This is a genomic window from Thioalkalivibrio sp. AKL6 (assembly GCF_000376905.1).
Classification (GTDB): domain Bacteria; phylum Pseudomonadota; class Gammaproteobacteria; order Ectothiorhodospirales; family Ectothiorhodospiraceae; genus Thioalkalivibrio; species Thioalkalivibrio versutus.
The window spans coordinates 272,829-285,170 of sequence record NZ_AQXS01000009.1 but is presented as its reverse complement, the minus strand read 5'-3'; the positions used below and the strand labels follow the sequence as shown (position 1 = coordinate 285,170).

Annotated in this window: 14 protein-coding genes; 11 read left to right on the top strand and 3 right to left on the bottom strand. The window is 68.2% G+C overall.

The window, feature by feature from the left end:
• Window positions 1-60 precede the first annotated feature (60 nt).
• The 11 genes from gshB (at window position 61) to D575_RS0106540 (ending at window position 8,825) form a co-directional block, all read left to right on the top strand.
• The gene (gshB, locus tag D575_RS0106590; RefSeq protein WP_038032125.1) at window positions 61-1,011 is read left to right on the top strand and encodes a glutathione synthase; all 951 of its coding nucleotides are present in this window, start codon (window positions 61-63) and stop codon (window positions 1,009-1,011) included.
• Window positions 1,012-1,016: 5 nt separating this feature from the next.
• Window positions 1,017-2,054, top strand: a complete 1,038-nt coding sequence (locus D575_RS0106585; protein WP_018145126.1) for an FAD:protein FMN transferase — start codon at window positions 1,017-1,019, stop codon at window positions 2,052-2,054.
• Window positions 2,051-2,425, top strand: coding sequence for a NusG domain II-containing protein (locus D575_RS0106580; RefSeq protein WP_018145125.1), 375 nt, complete (start codon window positions 2,051-2,053; stop codon window positions 2,423-2,425). Before D575_RS0106585 ends, D575_RS0106580 begins: the two co-directional genes overlap by 4 nt.
• Before the next feature lie 10 nt (window positions 2,426-2,435).
• Window positions 2,436-2,984, top strand: a complete 549-nt coding sequence (locus tag D575_RS0106575) for a Gx transporter family protein (RefSeq protein ID WP_018145124.1) — start codon at window positions 2,436-2,438, stop codon at window positions 2,982-2,984.
• A gap of 156 nt (window positions 2,985-3,140) precedes the next feature.
• A complete protein-coding gene (locus D575_RS0106570; protein ID WP_369772570.1) occupies window positions 3,141-4,013 on the top strand; it encodes a TonB family protein in 873 nt (290 codons plus the stop codon).
• Between the two features lie 90 nt (window positions 4,014-4,103).
• Window positions 4,104-4,682, top strand: a complete 579-nt coding sequence (locus D575_RS0106565) for a YqgE/AlgH family protein (protein ID WP_018145122.1) — start codon at window positions 4,104-4,106, stop codon at window positions 4,680-4,682.
• Window positions 4,683-4,684: 2 nt separating this feature from the next.
• Window positions 4,685-5,080, top strand: coding sequence for a Holliday junction resolvase RuvX (gene ruvX / locus D575_RS0106560; protein WP_018145121.1), 396 nt, complete (start codon window positions 4,685-4,687; stop codon window positions 5,078-5,080).
• Window positions 5,077-5,598 carry a bifunctional pyr operon transcriptional regulator/uracil phosphoribosyltransferase PyrR gene (gene pyrR, locus D575_RS0106555; protein WP_018145120.1) on the top strand — a complete coding sequence of 174 codons (522 nt, stop codon included), beginning with the start codon at window positions 5,077-5,079 and terminating at the stop codon, window positions 5,596-5,598. Before ruvX ends, pyrR begins: the two co-directional genes overlap by 4 nt.
• A 19-nt stretch (window positions 5,599-5,617) precedes the next feature.
• Complete coding sequence (locus D575_RS0106550) at window positions 5,618-6,631, top strand: aspartate carbamoyltransferase catalytic subunit (protein ID WP_018145119.1); 1,014 nt, start codon at window positions 5,618-5,620, stop codon at window positions 6,629-6,631.
• The gene (locus D575_RS0106545; RefSeq protein ID WP_018145118.1) at window positions 6,628-7,920 is read left to right on the top strand and encodes a dihydroorotase; all 1,293 of its coding nucleotides are present in this window, start codon (window positions 6,628-6,630) and stop codon (window positions 7,918-7,920) included. Before D575_RS0106550 ends, D575_RS0106545 begins: the two co-directional genes overlap by 4 nt.
• Entirely contained in the window at window positions 7,917-8,825 is a 909-nt protein-coding gene (locus D575_RS0106540) for a dihydroorotate dehydrogenase electron transfer subunit (protein ID WP_018145117.1), read from the top strand. The genes D575_RS0106545 and D575_RS0106540 overlap by 4 nt, the downstream gene beginning before the upstream one ends.
• Before the next feature lie 27 nt (window positions 8,826-8,852).
• On the opposite strand, the gene D575_RS0106535 is transcribed toward D575_RS0106540, so the two are convergent.
• The 3 genes from D575_RS0106535 to D575_RS0106525 are packed head-to-tail and all read right to left on the bottom strand — an operon-like array spanning window position 8,853 to window position 12,253.
• Window positions 8,853-9,971 carry a PilT/PilU family type 4a pilus ATPase gene (locus D575_RS0106535; protein WP_018145116.1) on the bottom strand — a complete coding sequence of 373 codons (1,119 nt, stop codon included), beginning with the start codon at window positions 9,969-9,971 and terminating at the stop codon, window positions 8,853-8,855.
• Window positions 9,972-9,991: 20 nt separating this feature from the next.
• A complete protein-coding gene (locus D575_RS0106530; RefSeq protein ID WP_018145115.1) occupies window positions 9,992-11,164 on the bottom strand; it encodes a PilT/PilU family type 4a pilus ATPase in 1,173 nt (390 codons plus the stop codon).
• Between the two features lie 54 nt (window positions 11,165-11,218).
• Window positions 11,219-12,253, bottom strand: a complete 1,035-nt coding sequence (locus tag D575_RS0106525) for a type IV pilus twitching motility protein PilT (protein ID WP_018145114.1) — start codon at window positions 12,251-12,253, stop codon at window positions 11,219-11,221.
• Window positions 12,254-12,342: the final 89 nt, after the last annotated feature.

The window sequence follows — 12,342 nt, the reverse complement described above, 5'->3', positions numbered from 1 at the left end:
CACCGACAGCCCCGGCGGGCATGGCATACTCCCCGGAACATCCCGTTCGTGCGAGGCAACGTGGCCCAGAACATCGCCATCCTGATGGACCCGATCGCGGGTATCAAACCATGGAAGGACACCACCTTCGCCATGATGCTGGCAGCACAGGCCCGCGGCCATCGCCTCCACTACCTGGAGCCGGCCGACCTGTGGATCGAAGAGGGCCGGGCGGCGGCCCGGAGCCGCCCGATCGAGGTGCACGACCGGCGCGAGAACTTCTTCACCCTGGGCGAGCCCGTGACGGGTCCGGCGGCGCGCTTCGACCTGCTGCTGATGCGCAAGGACCCGCCGTTCGATCTGGAGTACATCTACGCGACCTACGCCCTTGAGCTCGCCGAGCGCGACGGCGTACGGGTATCGAACCGCCCGCAGGCCCTGCGCGATGTCAACGAGAAGGCCTTTACCGTCCACTTCCCCCAGTGCTGCCCGCCCACCTTGATTACCCGTGACCGGGGCCGGATCCGCGCCTTCCTCGAGGCGCAGGGAGACATCGTGGTCAAGCCGCTGGACGGTATGGGCGGGGCCTCGATATTCCGTGTCCGCGAGGGCGACCCGAACACCTCGGTGATCCTCGAGACCATCACCGAGTTCGACCAGCGCAGCGTGGTCGCGCAGCGCTTCCTGCCGGAGTTCACCGCCGGGGACAAGCGCATCATCCTGATCGGCGGCGAGCCCTACGACCACGCCCTCGCCCGCATCCCGGCCGCGGGCGAAAGCCGCGCCAACCTGGCCGCCGGCGGCCGGGGCGAGGCCGTGCCCCTGACCGAACGCGATCGCTGGATCTGCCGCGAAATCGCCCCGGAACTCAAGGCCCGTGGGCTGGATTTCGTCGGTATCGACGTGATCGGGGACTCCCTGACCGAGATCAACGTCACCAGTCCCACCGGTGTCCGCGAACTGGACGCGGCAGGCGGCCACGATCTGGCCGGCCAGTACATCGACTACCTCACTCGCCCGACCGAAGGATGAGCGGCATGCGCTCCGTATTGACTCGAACCCTGCCCCTGCTGCTCGCGGCCACCCTCCTGGCCGCCTGCGGCCGCGAGGAACCGGATACGGAACAGCTTGGCTTCTACGCCTTCGGCACGTTGGTGGACCTCAGCCTCTACCCGGCCGGCGAATACGACGTGGAGGCGATCGGAACCGCGGTTCAGGAGGAACTGGAGATCCTGCATACCTCCTGGCATGCATGGGAATCTGGCTCACTGGGGCGCACCAACGAACTACTCGCCCTGCAGGGCGAGTTCAGCGCCCCGCCCTCGGTGCTGCCGCTGATCGAACGCGGCCGCGAGATGGAGACCCTGAGCGAGGGCCTGTTCAACCCTGCCCTGGGCAAGCTGGTCGCCGCCTGGGGCTTCCATCAGGACGAACCCGACGGCCCACCCCCGGACGAGGCCACCCTGGCCGAGCTGCTGGACGACCCGCCCCGCATGCAGGACATCGAACGCAACGGCGTACGCCTGCGCGGGACGCATCCGGACCTGCAGCTCGACTTCGGCGGCCTGGCCAAGGGCCTGGCGGTGGAGCGCATACTGGAGCTGCTCGCCGAACAGGGGGTACAGGCCGCGATCTTCAACGCCGGCGGCGACCTGATGACCCTGGGCCGCCCCAGCGAACGGCCCTGGCGGGTCGGCATCCGTCATCCACATGGCGGCGTGCTTGGCAGCATTGAACTGGACGCCGGCGAGGCCCTGTTCACCTCCGGCGACTATGAGCGCGGCTACGAGTGGGAAGGCGAGCGCATCCACCACGTCATCGACCCGCGCAGCGGCCGGCCAAGCCAGGGAATCGACAGCGCCACGGTGCTCCACCACGACCCGGCGCTGGCCGACGCCGCCGCCACCACGCTGATGATCGCCGGGCCCGACGCGTGGCCGGAGTACGCCCGCAAGATGGGCATCGAGCAGGCCCTGGTGGTACTGGACGACCGCATCGAGGCCACGCCGGCGCTCGCCGAGCGCATGCAACCCGGCCCCGACCGGGAGCCGTTCGTGGTACGCGAACTGCCGTGAACCACAGGCTGCTGCGCTGGGGCGATACCCTGATCGGGGCTCTGGCTGCGGGGGTCGTCGTCGCGGCCTTCGTTTTCGCCTACAGCCCTTCGGGAGAGGCCCGGGTACTGGTCATCAGCCAGGCCGGGGCCACCCCGCAGCACGAGCCACTGGACCGGGCCCGGGTCCTCGAGATCCACGGTCCGGCCGGGATCACCCAGATCGAGATCGAACCGGGCCGGGCCCGCTGCGCCGACTCCCCCGGGCGCCAGAACATCTGCGAGGCCAGCGGCTGGCTGCAGGCCCACGGCGAGATCGCCGTGAGCCTGCCCAACCGGCTGACCCTGCAGGTCCTCGGCACGGAACCCGGCTTCGACAGCCTGCATTACTGATGTGCCCACGATGACCGGCGATCCGCAGGCCGGGACCGACACCCGCGACCGGGCGATCGCTGCGCTGGCCGCCATTGCCATCGGGATCCAGATCCTCGAGGCCGCCATCCCCAGCCCGGTCCCGGGCATCAAGCCGGGGCTGGCCAACATCGTCACCCTGATCACCCTGCTGGTCCTCGGCTGGCGCGCGGCCGTCGCGGTCACCCTGATCCGGGTGGTCGGCAGCAGCCTGCTGCTGGGGACCCTGCTGAGCCCGGCGTTCTGGCTGTCGCTGGCCGGCGCCCTGGCGAGCCTCGCCCTGCTGGCCGCCCTGCGCCCCTTCGCCCCCCGGCATGTCGGGCCGGTGGGCCTGGCCATCGCCGCCGCGATGGCCCACATCACCGGGCAGTTCCTGCTCGCCTGGGCAATCATCATCCCGCACCCCCACCTGCCGCTGGTGCTTCCGCCACTGTTGCTCGCCGCCCTGATCACCGGCGGCCTGACCGGTATACTGACCGCCCACGTACTCGCCGACCCGCGAATCCAGCGCCATGTCCGCAACTCCGCCCCCAATCATTGACGCCAGCCCGGCCCGCTCCGCGGGCCCCGGGGCCGTGTGCGTCCGCCGTGGGCCGGAGGGGGCATGACGGCGCACGCCTCCCCGGACGCCCTCGCCGGAAAACCGGCCGGCAGGCCGCCGCCGGAACCGCCCCGCGTACAGGACCACCTGGGGACCATGATCTTCCTCGCGGTGATCGCGCATGCCCTGGTCATCCTCGGGATCGGCTTCGCGGTCGATCCGATCGAGGCCCCCGCCCGCGAGCCCCTGGACATCACCTGGGTGACCGACCCCGACGCCCCGCCCCCGGCGCTGGACGACGAGATCGAGCACATGGCCACCCGCGATCAGGCCGCAAGCGGCGAGGGCGAAGAGATCCGCGAGGCACAGGCCCCGGATGCGGAGGATGCCGGCGTCGGCGACCCCGAGCCGGAGGGCCTCGACGCGCCACTGCCGGAGGCCGGCCCGCTGGTAATGGACCCGGCGCTCCCGGAACCCGAACCGGAACCGGAGCAGGTCACCGCCGAGACGCCGGACGAGCGTGCAGCGCCCCCCGAGGTCGCCGACCCCGAGCCGCTGGAGTCTCCCGATGCCGAGGACCGACCCTCTGCCGCGACGCTGATGAATCGCGGCCTGGAGAGTGCCCGCGCCGCGCCGGCCGAGGAGCGCCGGACCTTCTCCACTCGCGCCAGCCGCACGCGCTACCTCGACAGTCTGGCCGCGCGCAGCGCGCCCGAGGCCGCCTACCTGCAGGCCTGGATCAACAAGGTGCAACGCCTGGGCAACCTGAACTATCCGGACGAGGCGCGGCGCCGCGGCCTGTCGGGGACCCTGGTCCTATCGGTCCGCCTGGATCCGGAGGGCGAACTGGTCAACATCGAGGTCGCCCGCAGCTCCGGCGAGCCGGTACTGGACCAGGCCGCCATCCGCATCGTGGAGCTGGCGGCCCCGTACGCGCCGTTCACCGAGGCGATGCGCGAGGAATACGACGAACTGGTGATCACCCGCACCTGGGCCTTCCGCCGCGACCAGATGGAACAGATCCGCTAGGGAGACACGAATTAACGGCGGCGCACACGGGACCGGAAAACCGACCCGGCCTTCCTTGCGACCTGCAGAGTCAGCATCGATACTGGTGGCATGAAGCCGACGCCCGCCCGTCACGAGCCCGACTGCCTGCGCGATCACTTCCTGATCGCCATGCCGAGCCTGAACGATGGCTATTTCAGCCATGCGGTCACCTATATCTGCGATCACGACGAACAAGGTGCGCTGGGCCTGGTCATCAATCAGCCCACCGAGTTCTCCCTGCGCGAGCTGCTGGAGCACGTGGAACTGGAACCCGGCGAGGATCTGCCGGACATGCCGGTCTTCCGCGGCGGTCCGGTGCAGCCGGAACACGGTTTTGTGCTGCACTCCGCGGAGCAGACCTGGCGTGGCAGCCAGCCCATCACCGACTCCATCGTGCTGACCACCTCGCGCGATATCCTCGAGGCGATCAACGCGGGCCAGGGGCCCCGCAGGGTCCTGATCGCGCTCGGCCACGCCGGCTGGGGCCCCGGCCAGCTGGAAAGCGAACTGGCCGAGAACGCCTGGCTCACCGCCCGCGCCGACGCCGACATCCTGTTTGATCGCCCCAGCGCCGAGCGCTGGCGCGCCGCCGCCGAACTCATCGGCATCGACGTCAACCTGATCAGCCCGGCCTCCGGCCACGCCTGACGGTGGGACTGCTGGCCTTCGACTACGGGCGGCGCCGCATCGGGGTCGCGGTGGGCGAGGAGATCATGGGCTCGGCCCGCGGCCTGCGCACGCTCACCAGCGATGCCCCCGATCTGTGGCCCGCGATTGACACCCTGGTCGCGGAATGGGCGCCGGAAGGGTTCGTGGTCGGATGGCCAACCCAGGCCGATGGCAAGCCCACACCGCTGGCCCGACGTATCCGCGCCTTTGCCCGCACGCTCGAAGAGCGCTACGGGCAACCGGTATACTGGTGCGACGAGCACCTGACATCTCATCTGGCCCGCGAGCGACGCCGGCCGGGACGCCATGACCCGGGGCTGGACGCCCACGCCGCTGCGGTCATCCTCGAAGGCTGGTTTCTGGAGAATGCATCATGACGACACCGGACGTCCCGACCCTGCTCGACGACATGGCCGAGCAGGCCCGCCACTACCTGAAGACCCACGGGATCGCCGCACCCATCGTGGTCGGCATCCATTCCGGCGGGGTCTGGATCGCGGAGCACCTGCGCGAACGCCTGGGGGTAGAGCGCCCACTGGGCAAGCTGGACATCAGCTTCTACCGCGACGACTTCTCGCGCATCGGCATGCACCCGCAGGTGCGCCCGTCGGAACTGCCGGAAGATCTCGACGGGGAACACGTGCTACTGGTGGATGACGTCCTGTACTCCGGCCGCACCATCCGCGCGGCGCTGAACGAGCTGTTCGACTATGGCCGCCCGGCCTCGGTGACCCTCGCGGTGCTGGTCGAGCGCGACGGGCGCGAACTGCCGATCGCGGCGGCGATCGTTGGCGCCCACATGGAGCTCGGCAAGACCGAACAGATCAAGCTGCGCGGCCCCGAGCCACTGCGCCTGGAACGGGTGACGATCGATCCCGAGGACCTCAAGGCCTGACCCGCCGGATGCACAACGGATGACCGAGACCCAGATCGCCCACCCCGGCGCGCGGCTGCCCGAACCGGGCCCGCTGCCCAACCGCCTGCAGCTGACCGATGACGGCCAGCTGCGCCACATGCTGACCATCGAAGGGCTGAACCGGGAGCTCCTGACCGAGATCCTGGACACCGCCGAATCGTTCGCCAACATGAACGAGAAGGCGGTGAAGAAGGTCCCGCTGCTGCGCGGCAAGACCATCGTCAACCTGTTCTTCGAGGCCAGCACCCGCACCCGTACCACCTTCGAGCTGGCCGCCAAGCGCCTGTCCGCCGACGTGTTGAACGTGAACATCAACACCTCTTCGGCGGTGAAGGGCGAAAGCCTGCTGGACACCCTGCGCAACATCGAGGCGATGAATGTCGACATGTTCGTCGTGCGCCACGAGGAGAGCGGGGCCGCCCATTTCATCGCTCGCCACGTAGCCCCGGGGATCAGCGTGCTGAACGCTGGCGACGGCCGCCACGCGCACCCAACCCAGGCGCTCCTGGACATGTTCACCATCCGTCGCCACAAGGGCGACTTCACCAAGCTGAAGGTGGCCATCGTCGGCGACATCCTGCATTCGCGGGTTGCGCGCTCGCAGATCCACGCGCTGAACATCCTGCAGACCGGCGAGGTCCGCGTGGTCGCCCCCTGCTCGCTGCTGCCGGCGGATGTCGACCAGCTGGGCGTACACGTCTACAACGACCTCGACGCCGGCCTGAAAGACGTCGACGTGATCATCATGCTGCGCCTGCAGCGCGAGCGCATGGAACACGCCCACCTGCCCTCCGAACACGAGTACTACCAGCTGTTCGGCCTGACCTCGCGGCGGCTGCAACTGGCGCACCCGACCTGCCTGGTCATGCACCCCGGCCCCGCCAACCGCGGGGTGGAGATCGAATCCGCCGTGGCCGACGGACCGCACTCGGTGATCCTCGAACAGGTGACCTACGGGATCTCGGTGCGCATGGCGGTGATGTCCATGGTCATGGGGGCTCATCAGGCATGAGCGTGCTGATCGAGAACGCCCGCATCCTCGACCCGGTGGACGGCTTCGACGCGGTCGGCGCGCTATGCGTGCAAGGCAGCGAGATCCTCGCCCGCGGCCAGATCCCGGACGGCTTCGAGCCGCGCCGGCGCATCGACGGCAGCGGGCTGTGGCTGATCCCCGGCCTGATCGACTTGGCGGCACGCCTGCGCGAACCGGGCCAGGAGCACAAGGCCACCGTCGCCAGCGAGACCCTTGCGGCGGCCAGTGGCGGGATTACCAGTCTGGTCGTCCCGCCGGATACCGAACCGCCGATCGACTCGCCCGCCGAGGTCGAGCTGATCAATCGTCGCGCCCGCCAGGCCTGCGGCGTTCGGGTCTACGTGCTCGGGGCGCTCACCCATCAACTGGAGGGCCAGCAGCTCGCCGAGATGGCCGCCCTGATGAACGCCGGCGCGCGCGGGGTCAGCAACGCGAACAAGCCGCTGGCCAGCCTGCTCGTGCTGCGCCGCGCACTGGAATACGCCACCACCTTCGGGCTGACCATCGTGCTCTCGGCGCAGGACTCGGCCCTCACCGGCTCCGGTTGCATGCACGAGGGCGCGGTCTCCACCCGGCTGGGGCTGGCCGGCATCCCCGAGGCCGCCGAGACCGCGGCGCTGGGCGCCATCCTGGCGCTGGTCGAGCAGACCGGGGCGCGGGTCCACGTGGCCCGGTTATCAACCCGCCGCGGCGCGGAGATGATCGCCAAGGCGCGTGCCGACGGTCTGCCGGTGAGCGCAGACGTGGCCGCCCACCAGCTGTTCCTGACCGAGGTCGACGTCGCGGAATACGACCCGAACTGCCACGTGATCCCGCCACTGCGTGGCCAGCGCGACCGCGACGGCCTGCGCGCGGCCGTCGCGCGCGGCGACATCAGCGCGATCTGCTCCGACCACCAGCCACATGAACCGGACAGCAAGCTGGGCCCATTCGCCAGTACCGAGCCCGGCATCTCGGCGCTGGAGACCCTGCTGCCGCTGACGCTGCGCCTGGTCGAGGACGGACTGCTGAGCCTGCACGACGCACTGGCCCGGGTCACCACCGGGCCGGCGGATATCCTCGGCTTTGCCCAGGGACGCCTGACCGCCGGCGCGCGCGCGGACTTCGTGCTGTGGGACCCGGCCGCGATGCACGAGGTCCGCCGCAAAGACTGGCTGAGCGCAGGCCACAATACGCCCTTCTTCAACTGGACCTTCGCGGGACAGGTCCGCGAGACCTGGATCGCCGGGCGCCCGGTCTGGACCCGCCCCGTCGAGGATACCGCATGAGTACGACCCAAACTGCCGACCGGAACCACCGGGGCACGATCTTCCAGGAGGAAGGCCGCATCCTGGACCACCATGACGCCGGTGCGGACCAGTGGATCCTCCGTGTCCTTGCGCCCGAGTGCGCCCGTGCGGCACAGCCCGGGCAGTTTGCCCATCTGCAATGCGCCCCGCGCCTGCTGATGCGCCGCCCGCTGTCGATCCAGCGCGTGGACCGCGAGGCCGGCTGGGTGGAGTTCCTCTACAAGGTGGTCGGTGACGGCACGCGCGCCCTGTCGCAGCAGGCTAAGGGCGATACCCTCAGCGTGCTGGGCCCGATTGGCCAGCCGTTTCGCCTGAATCCGGAACGTCCGAGGCGCCTGCTGCTGGGGGGCGGGGTCGGCATCCCGCCGATGATCTTCCTCGCCCACCGCCTGCATCTTCAGGGCGAGGCGGGAAAGACCCATGCGGTGCTGGGCTCCGAGGTGCCGTTTCCCTTTCATGCCCGCCCGTCGGAGATCCTCTGGTCGGGCCTGCCGGACGGGGCAATCGCGACCCTGCCGCTGCTGGAAGACTGGGGGGTCGCCTGCCGCCTGACCTCCAAGGCCGGGCTGCCGGGCGCCTATGACGGTTTCGTCACGGACCTGGGGCGCGCCTGGCTCGCCGGACTCGCACCGGAGGAGCGCGCCCAAGTGGAAATCTTCGCCTGCGGCCCCCATCCGATGCTCGCCGCCTGTGCCGAACTGGCCGCGGAGTTCGATCTCCCCTGCCAGGTTTCGCTGGAGGAGTTCATGGCCTGCGCGGTAGGCGGCTGTGCCGGCTGCACGGTACCGGTGCGCACTCCGAATGGGGTGGCGATGAAACGGGTCTGCGTGGACGGTCCGGTGTTCGCGGCCGCCGATGTATTCCCGGAGCCGGAACGGACCTAAGCGAACCATTCGCCGGCAAGCCGACTCCTACCGGCCGGGGAGCTTCAGCTCTTCCTCGGTCTCGTCGGCGGAGGCCACCCCGCCCCCGAAGTTCAGGCGCCACTCGAGATCGGCGCGCGAATCCGCCTTGTTCAGGGCCTCGTCCAGCATGACGTCGCCGGTCTTGAACAGCTTGACGATCGCCTGATCGAAGGTCTGCATGCCCACGGAGCGCCCCTTGGCCATGATCTCCTTGATCTCGCTGATCTTCTCGTCGCGGATCAGCTCGGAGATGTAAGGCGTGTTGACCAGGATCTCCAGCGCGGCAACCCGTCGCCCGTCCTTGGTCTGCAGCAGGCGCTGGGCGACGATCGCACGCAGGTTCAGCGACAGGTCCGACAGGATCTGCGGGCGGGTATCCTCGGGGAACAGGTTGATCACTCGATCCAGGGCCTGGGTGGCATTGGTCGCGTGCAGGGTCGTCAGCACCAGGTGCCCAGTATCGGCATAGGTCAGGGCCGCGCGCATGGTCTCGCGCGAGCGGACCTCGCCGACCATAATCACGTCCGGGGCCTCGCGCATGCCCTCCTGCAGGGCGTGATCGAAGCTGGGGGTATCGATGCCCACCTCGCGCTGGCCGACGATGGAGCGCTTGTGGCTGAACAGAAACTCGATCGGATCCTCGACCGTCAGGATATGCCCGCTCTGGTTCGTGTTGCGGTGATCGATCATCGACGCCAGGGTGGTCGACTTCCCGGTGCCGGTGGCCCCGACAATCAGGATCAGCCCGTCGTTGTAGGCCACAAACTGCTTGAGCACCTCGGGCAGCCCGAGCTGCTCGATGGTCGGGATGGCGACCCGGATGAAGCGGATGACCATCGCGACCTCGCCGCGCTGGCGATAGACATTCACGCGAAAGCGCCCCAGGCCCTCGCGCGACAGGCCGAAGTTGACGGCCGTCTCGCGGTCGAAGGTCTCCGCCTGATGTTCGCTCATCAGCTCCCGCGCAATGCTCTCGGCCTGACCGGGCGCCAGCGCCTTGCGCGAGATCGGCTGCAGCGCGCCGTCGACCTTGATACTGGCCGGCGCGCCGGTCAGAAAAAACAGGTCCGAGGCGGCCTTCTGGGCCATCAACTTCAGGTAGGGCTCGATCTGCAACTGGCTCATGTTTTCTGTTTCCCTAACGACTAGCGCAGGTTGAAGTCCTCGGCGCGCTCGTCCACGGACAGGCCTTCGCCCTCATCCGTTACGGCGGGGGCTCCGTCGTCCTGGGCTCGCTGGCTGTCGAGCTTGATGCGCAGGCGCAGGTCGTTCACCGAGTCGGCGTTGCGCAGGGCCTCGTCATAACTGATGTGGCGATGCTCGTAGAGGTCGAACAGGGCCTGGTCGAAGGTCTGCATGCCCTGCTCGCGGGACCGGGACATGAGCTCCTTGATCTCGTGCACCTGGCCCTTCAGGATCAGGTCGGCCATCAGCGGGGTGTTGATCAGGATCTCCACCGCCGGCACCCGGCCCTCGCCGCCTTCCTTGCGTACCAGGCGTTGCGAAATCACGGCCTTCAGGTTCAGCGACAGGTCCATCAGCAGCTGTTCGCGCCGGTCCTCGGGGAAGAAGTTGATGATGCGGTCCAGTGCCTGGTTGGTGCTGTTCGCGTGCAGCGTGGACAGGCACAGATGCCCGGTCTCCGCGAAGGCAACGCCGTAGTCCATGGTCTCACGGTCGCGGATCTCGCCGATCAGGATCACGTCCGGCGCCTGGCGCAAGGTGTTCTTCAGCGCGATCTCGTAGCTCTCGGTGTCCACCCCGACTTCACGCTGAGTGATGATGCTCATCGCGTGCTCGTGAACGAACTCGATGGGGTCCTCGATGGTGACGATGTGGTCGGCTGTCGTGCGGTTGCGATAGCCGATCATGGCCGCCAGCGAGGTCGACTTGCCCGAGCCGGTGCCGCCGACAAAGATCACCAGGCCACGACGCTCCTGGGTAATCTTCTCCAGCTGCGGCGGCATCTGGATGTCCTCGAACTTCGGGATCACGGAATTGATGGTTCGCAGCACCATGCCCGGGCTGCCACGCTGGGTGAAGACGTTTACGCGAAAACGCGACACGCCCTGCAAGCCAATCGCGAAGTTGCACTCCTGGTGGCGCTCGAACTCGGCCGACTGCTTGTCGTTCATCATCGAGCGAACCAGCGCCTGGGTATGCGAGGCCGTCAGGTTCTGTTCGGTCATCCGCACCACGCGGCCGTCGATCTTCGCCGCCGGCGGCATGCCCACCGTGATGAATAGATCCGACCCGTCCCGGTCCACCAGGGCCCGTAGCAGGTCGTGCATGTACTTGATCGCCTTGTCACGATCCATGGCGTTCTCCCTTGGTACCCGGTCCGACGGTCAAGCGCATCGGCGGCGTGGTGGTCAGATGGAATCCGGGTTGCTGGCCTTGCGGCGGGCGTCCTCGCGGCTGATCACGCCCTGCGCGAGCATGTCCTTCAGGCACTGGTCCAGCGTCTGCATGCCGGAGCCGGAACTGGTCTGGATGGTCGAGTACATCTGCGCGATCTTGTTTTCGCGGATGAGGTTCCGGATCGCCGGCGTGCCGAGCATGATCTCGTGCGCCGCGACGCGCCCGCCGCCAATCTTCTTCATCAGGGTCTGCGCGATGACTGCACGCAGCGACTCCGACAGCATGGCCCGCACCATATCCTTCTCGGCCGCCGGGAACACGTCGACGATGCGGTCGATCGTCTTGGCCGCCGAACTGGTGTGCAGGGTGCCGAACACCAGGTGGCCGGTTTCGGCCGCGGTCAGGGCCAGGCGAATGGTCTCGAGATCACGCAGTTCGCCGACCAGGATGGTGTCCGGGTCCTCGCGCAGGGCCGAGCGCAGGGCCTCGCTGAAGCCGTGGGTGTCGCGGTGTACCTCGCGCTGGTTGATCAGGGACTTCTTCGATTCGTGCACGAACTCGATCGGGTCCTCAATGGTGAGAATATGCCCGTAGTCGTTTTCGTTACGGTGGTTGACCATGCCCGCCAGCGTGGTGGACTTGCCCGAACCGGTCGGGCCGGTCACCAGCACGATACCGCGCGGGTAGTCCGAGATCTCCTCGAAGATGCGCGGGGCACCCAGCTCTTCCAGCGTCAGGACCTTGGAGGGGATGGTACGGAAGACCGCCGCTGCGCCTCGATCCTGGTTAAAGGCGTTGACACGAAAACGCGCCAGCCCCGAGATTTCGAACGAAAAGTCTGTCTCCAGGAACTCTTCGTAGTCCTTGCGCTGGCGGTCGTTCATGATGTCGTAGATCAGGCCCTGGACCTCCTTGTGGTCCATGACCGGCACGTTCACCCGGCGCATGTCGCCGTCGATACGCACCATCGGCGGCATGCCCGCGGAGATGTGCAGGTCCGAGGCCCCGTTCTTGACCGAAAAGGCCAGCAACTGCGTGATATCCATGCATCCCCCTGTTGTCGGGCGTAACGCCGACCCGCGCCAACGCCCTGGTGGCAGCCACGACCACCACCCCCTGTCGCTTATGAAGGCCC

Bases quoted from the DNA above. Each gene is read 5' to 3' on its own strand.
- D575_RS0106585 (WP_018145126.1), top strand. From the start codon at position 1,017: ATGCGCTCCGTATTGACTCGAACCCTGCCCCTGCTGCTCGCGGCCACC.
- D575_RS0106575 (WP_018145124.1), top strand. From the start codon at position 2,436: ATGACCGGCGATCCGCAGGCCGGGACCGACACCCGCGACCGGGCGATC.
- D575_RS0106570 (WP_369772570.1), top strand. From the start codon at position 3,141: ATGATCTTCCTCGCGGTGATCGCGCATGCCCTGGTCATCCTCGGGATC.
- D575_RS0106565 (WP_018145122.1), top strand. From the start codon at position 4,104: ATGAAGCCGACGCCCGCCCGTCACGAGCCCGACTGCCTGCGCGATCAC.
- pyrR (WP_018145120.1), top strand. From the start codon at position 5,077: ATGACGACACCGGACGTCCCGACCCTGCTCGACGACATGGCCGAGCAG.
- D575_RS0106550 (WP_018145119.1), top strand. From the start codon at position 5,618: ATGACCGAGACCCAGATCGCCCACCCCGGCGCGCGGCTGCCCGAACCG.
- D575_RS0106545 (WP_018145118.1), top strand. From the start codon at position 6,628: ATGAGCGTGCTGATCGAGAACGCCCGCATCCTCGACCCGGTGGACGGC.
- D575_RS0106540 (WP_018145117.1), top strand. From the start codon at position 7,917: ATGAGTACGACCCAAACTGCCGACCGGAACCACCGGGGCACGATCTTC.
- D575_RS0106535 (WP_018145116.1), bottom strand. From the start codon at position 9,971: ATGAGCCAGTTGCAGATCGAGCCCTACCTGAAGTTGATGGCCCAGAAG.
- D575_RS0106530 (WP_018145115.1), bottom strand. From the start codon at position 11,164: ATGGATCGTGACAAGGCGATCAAGTACATGCACGACCTGCTACGGGCC.
- D575_RS0106525 (WP_018145114.1), bottom strand. From the start codon at position 12,253: ATGGATATCACGCAGTTGCTGGCCTTTTCGGTCAAGAACGGGGCCTCG.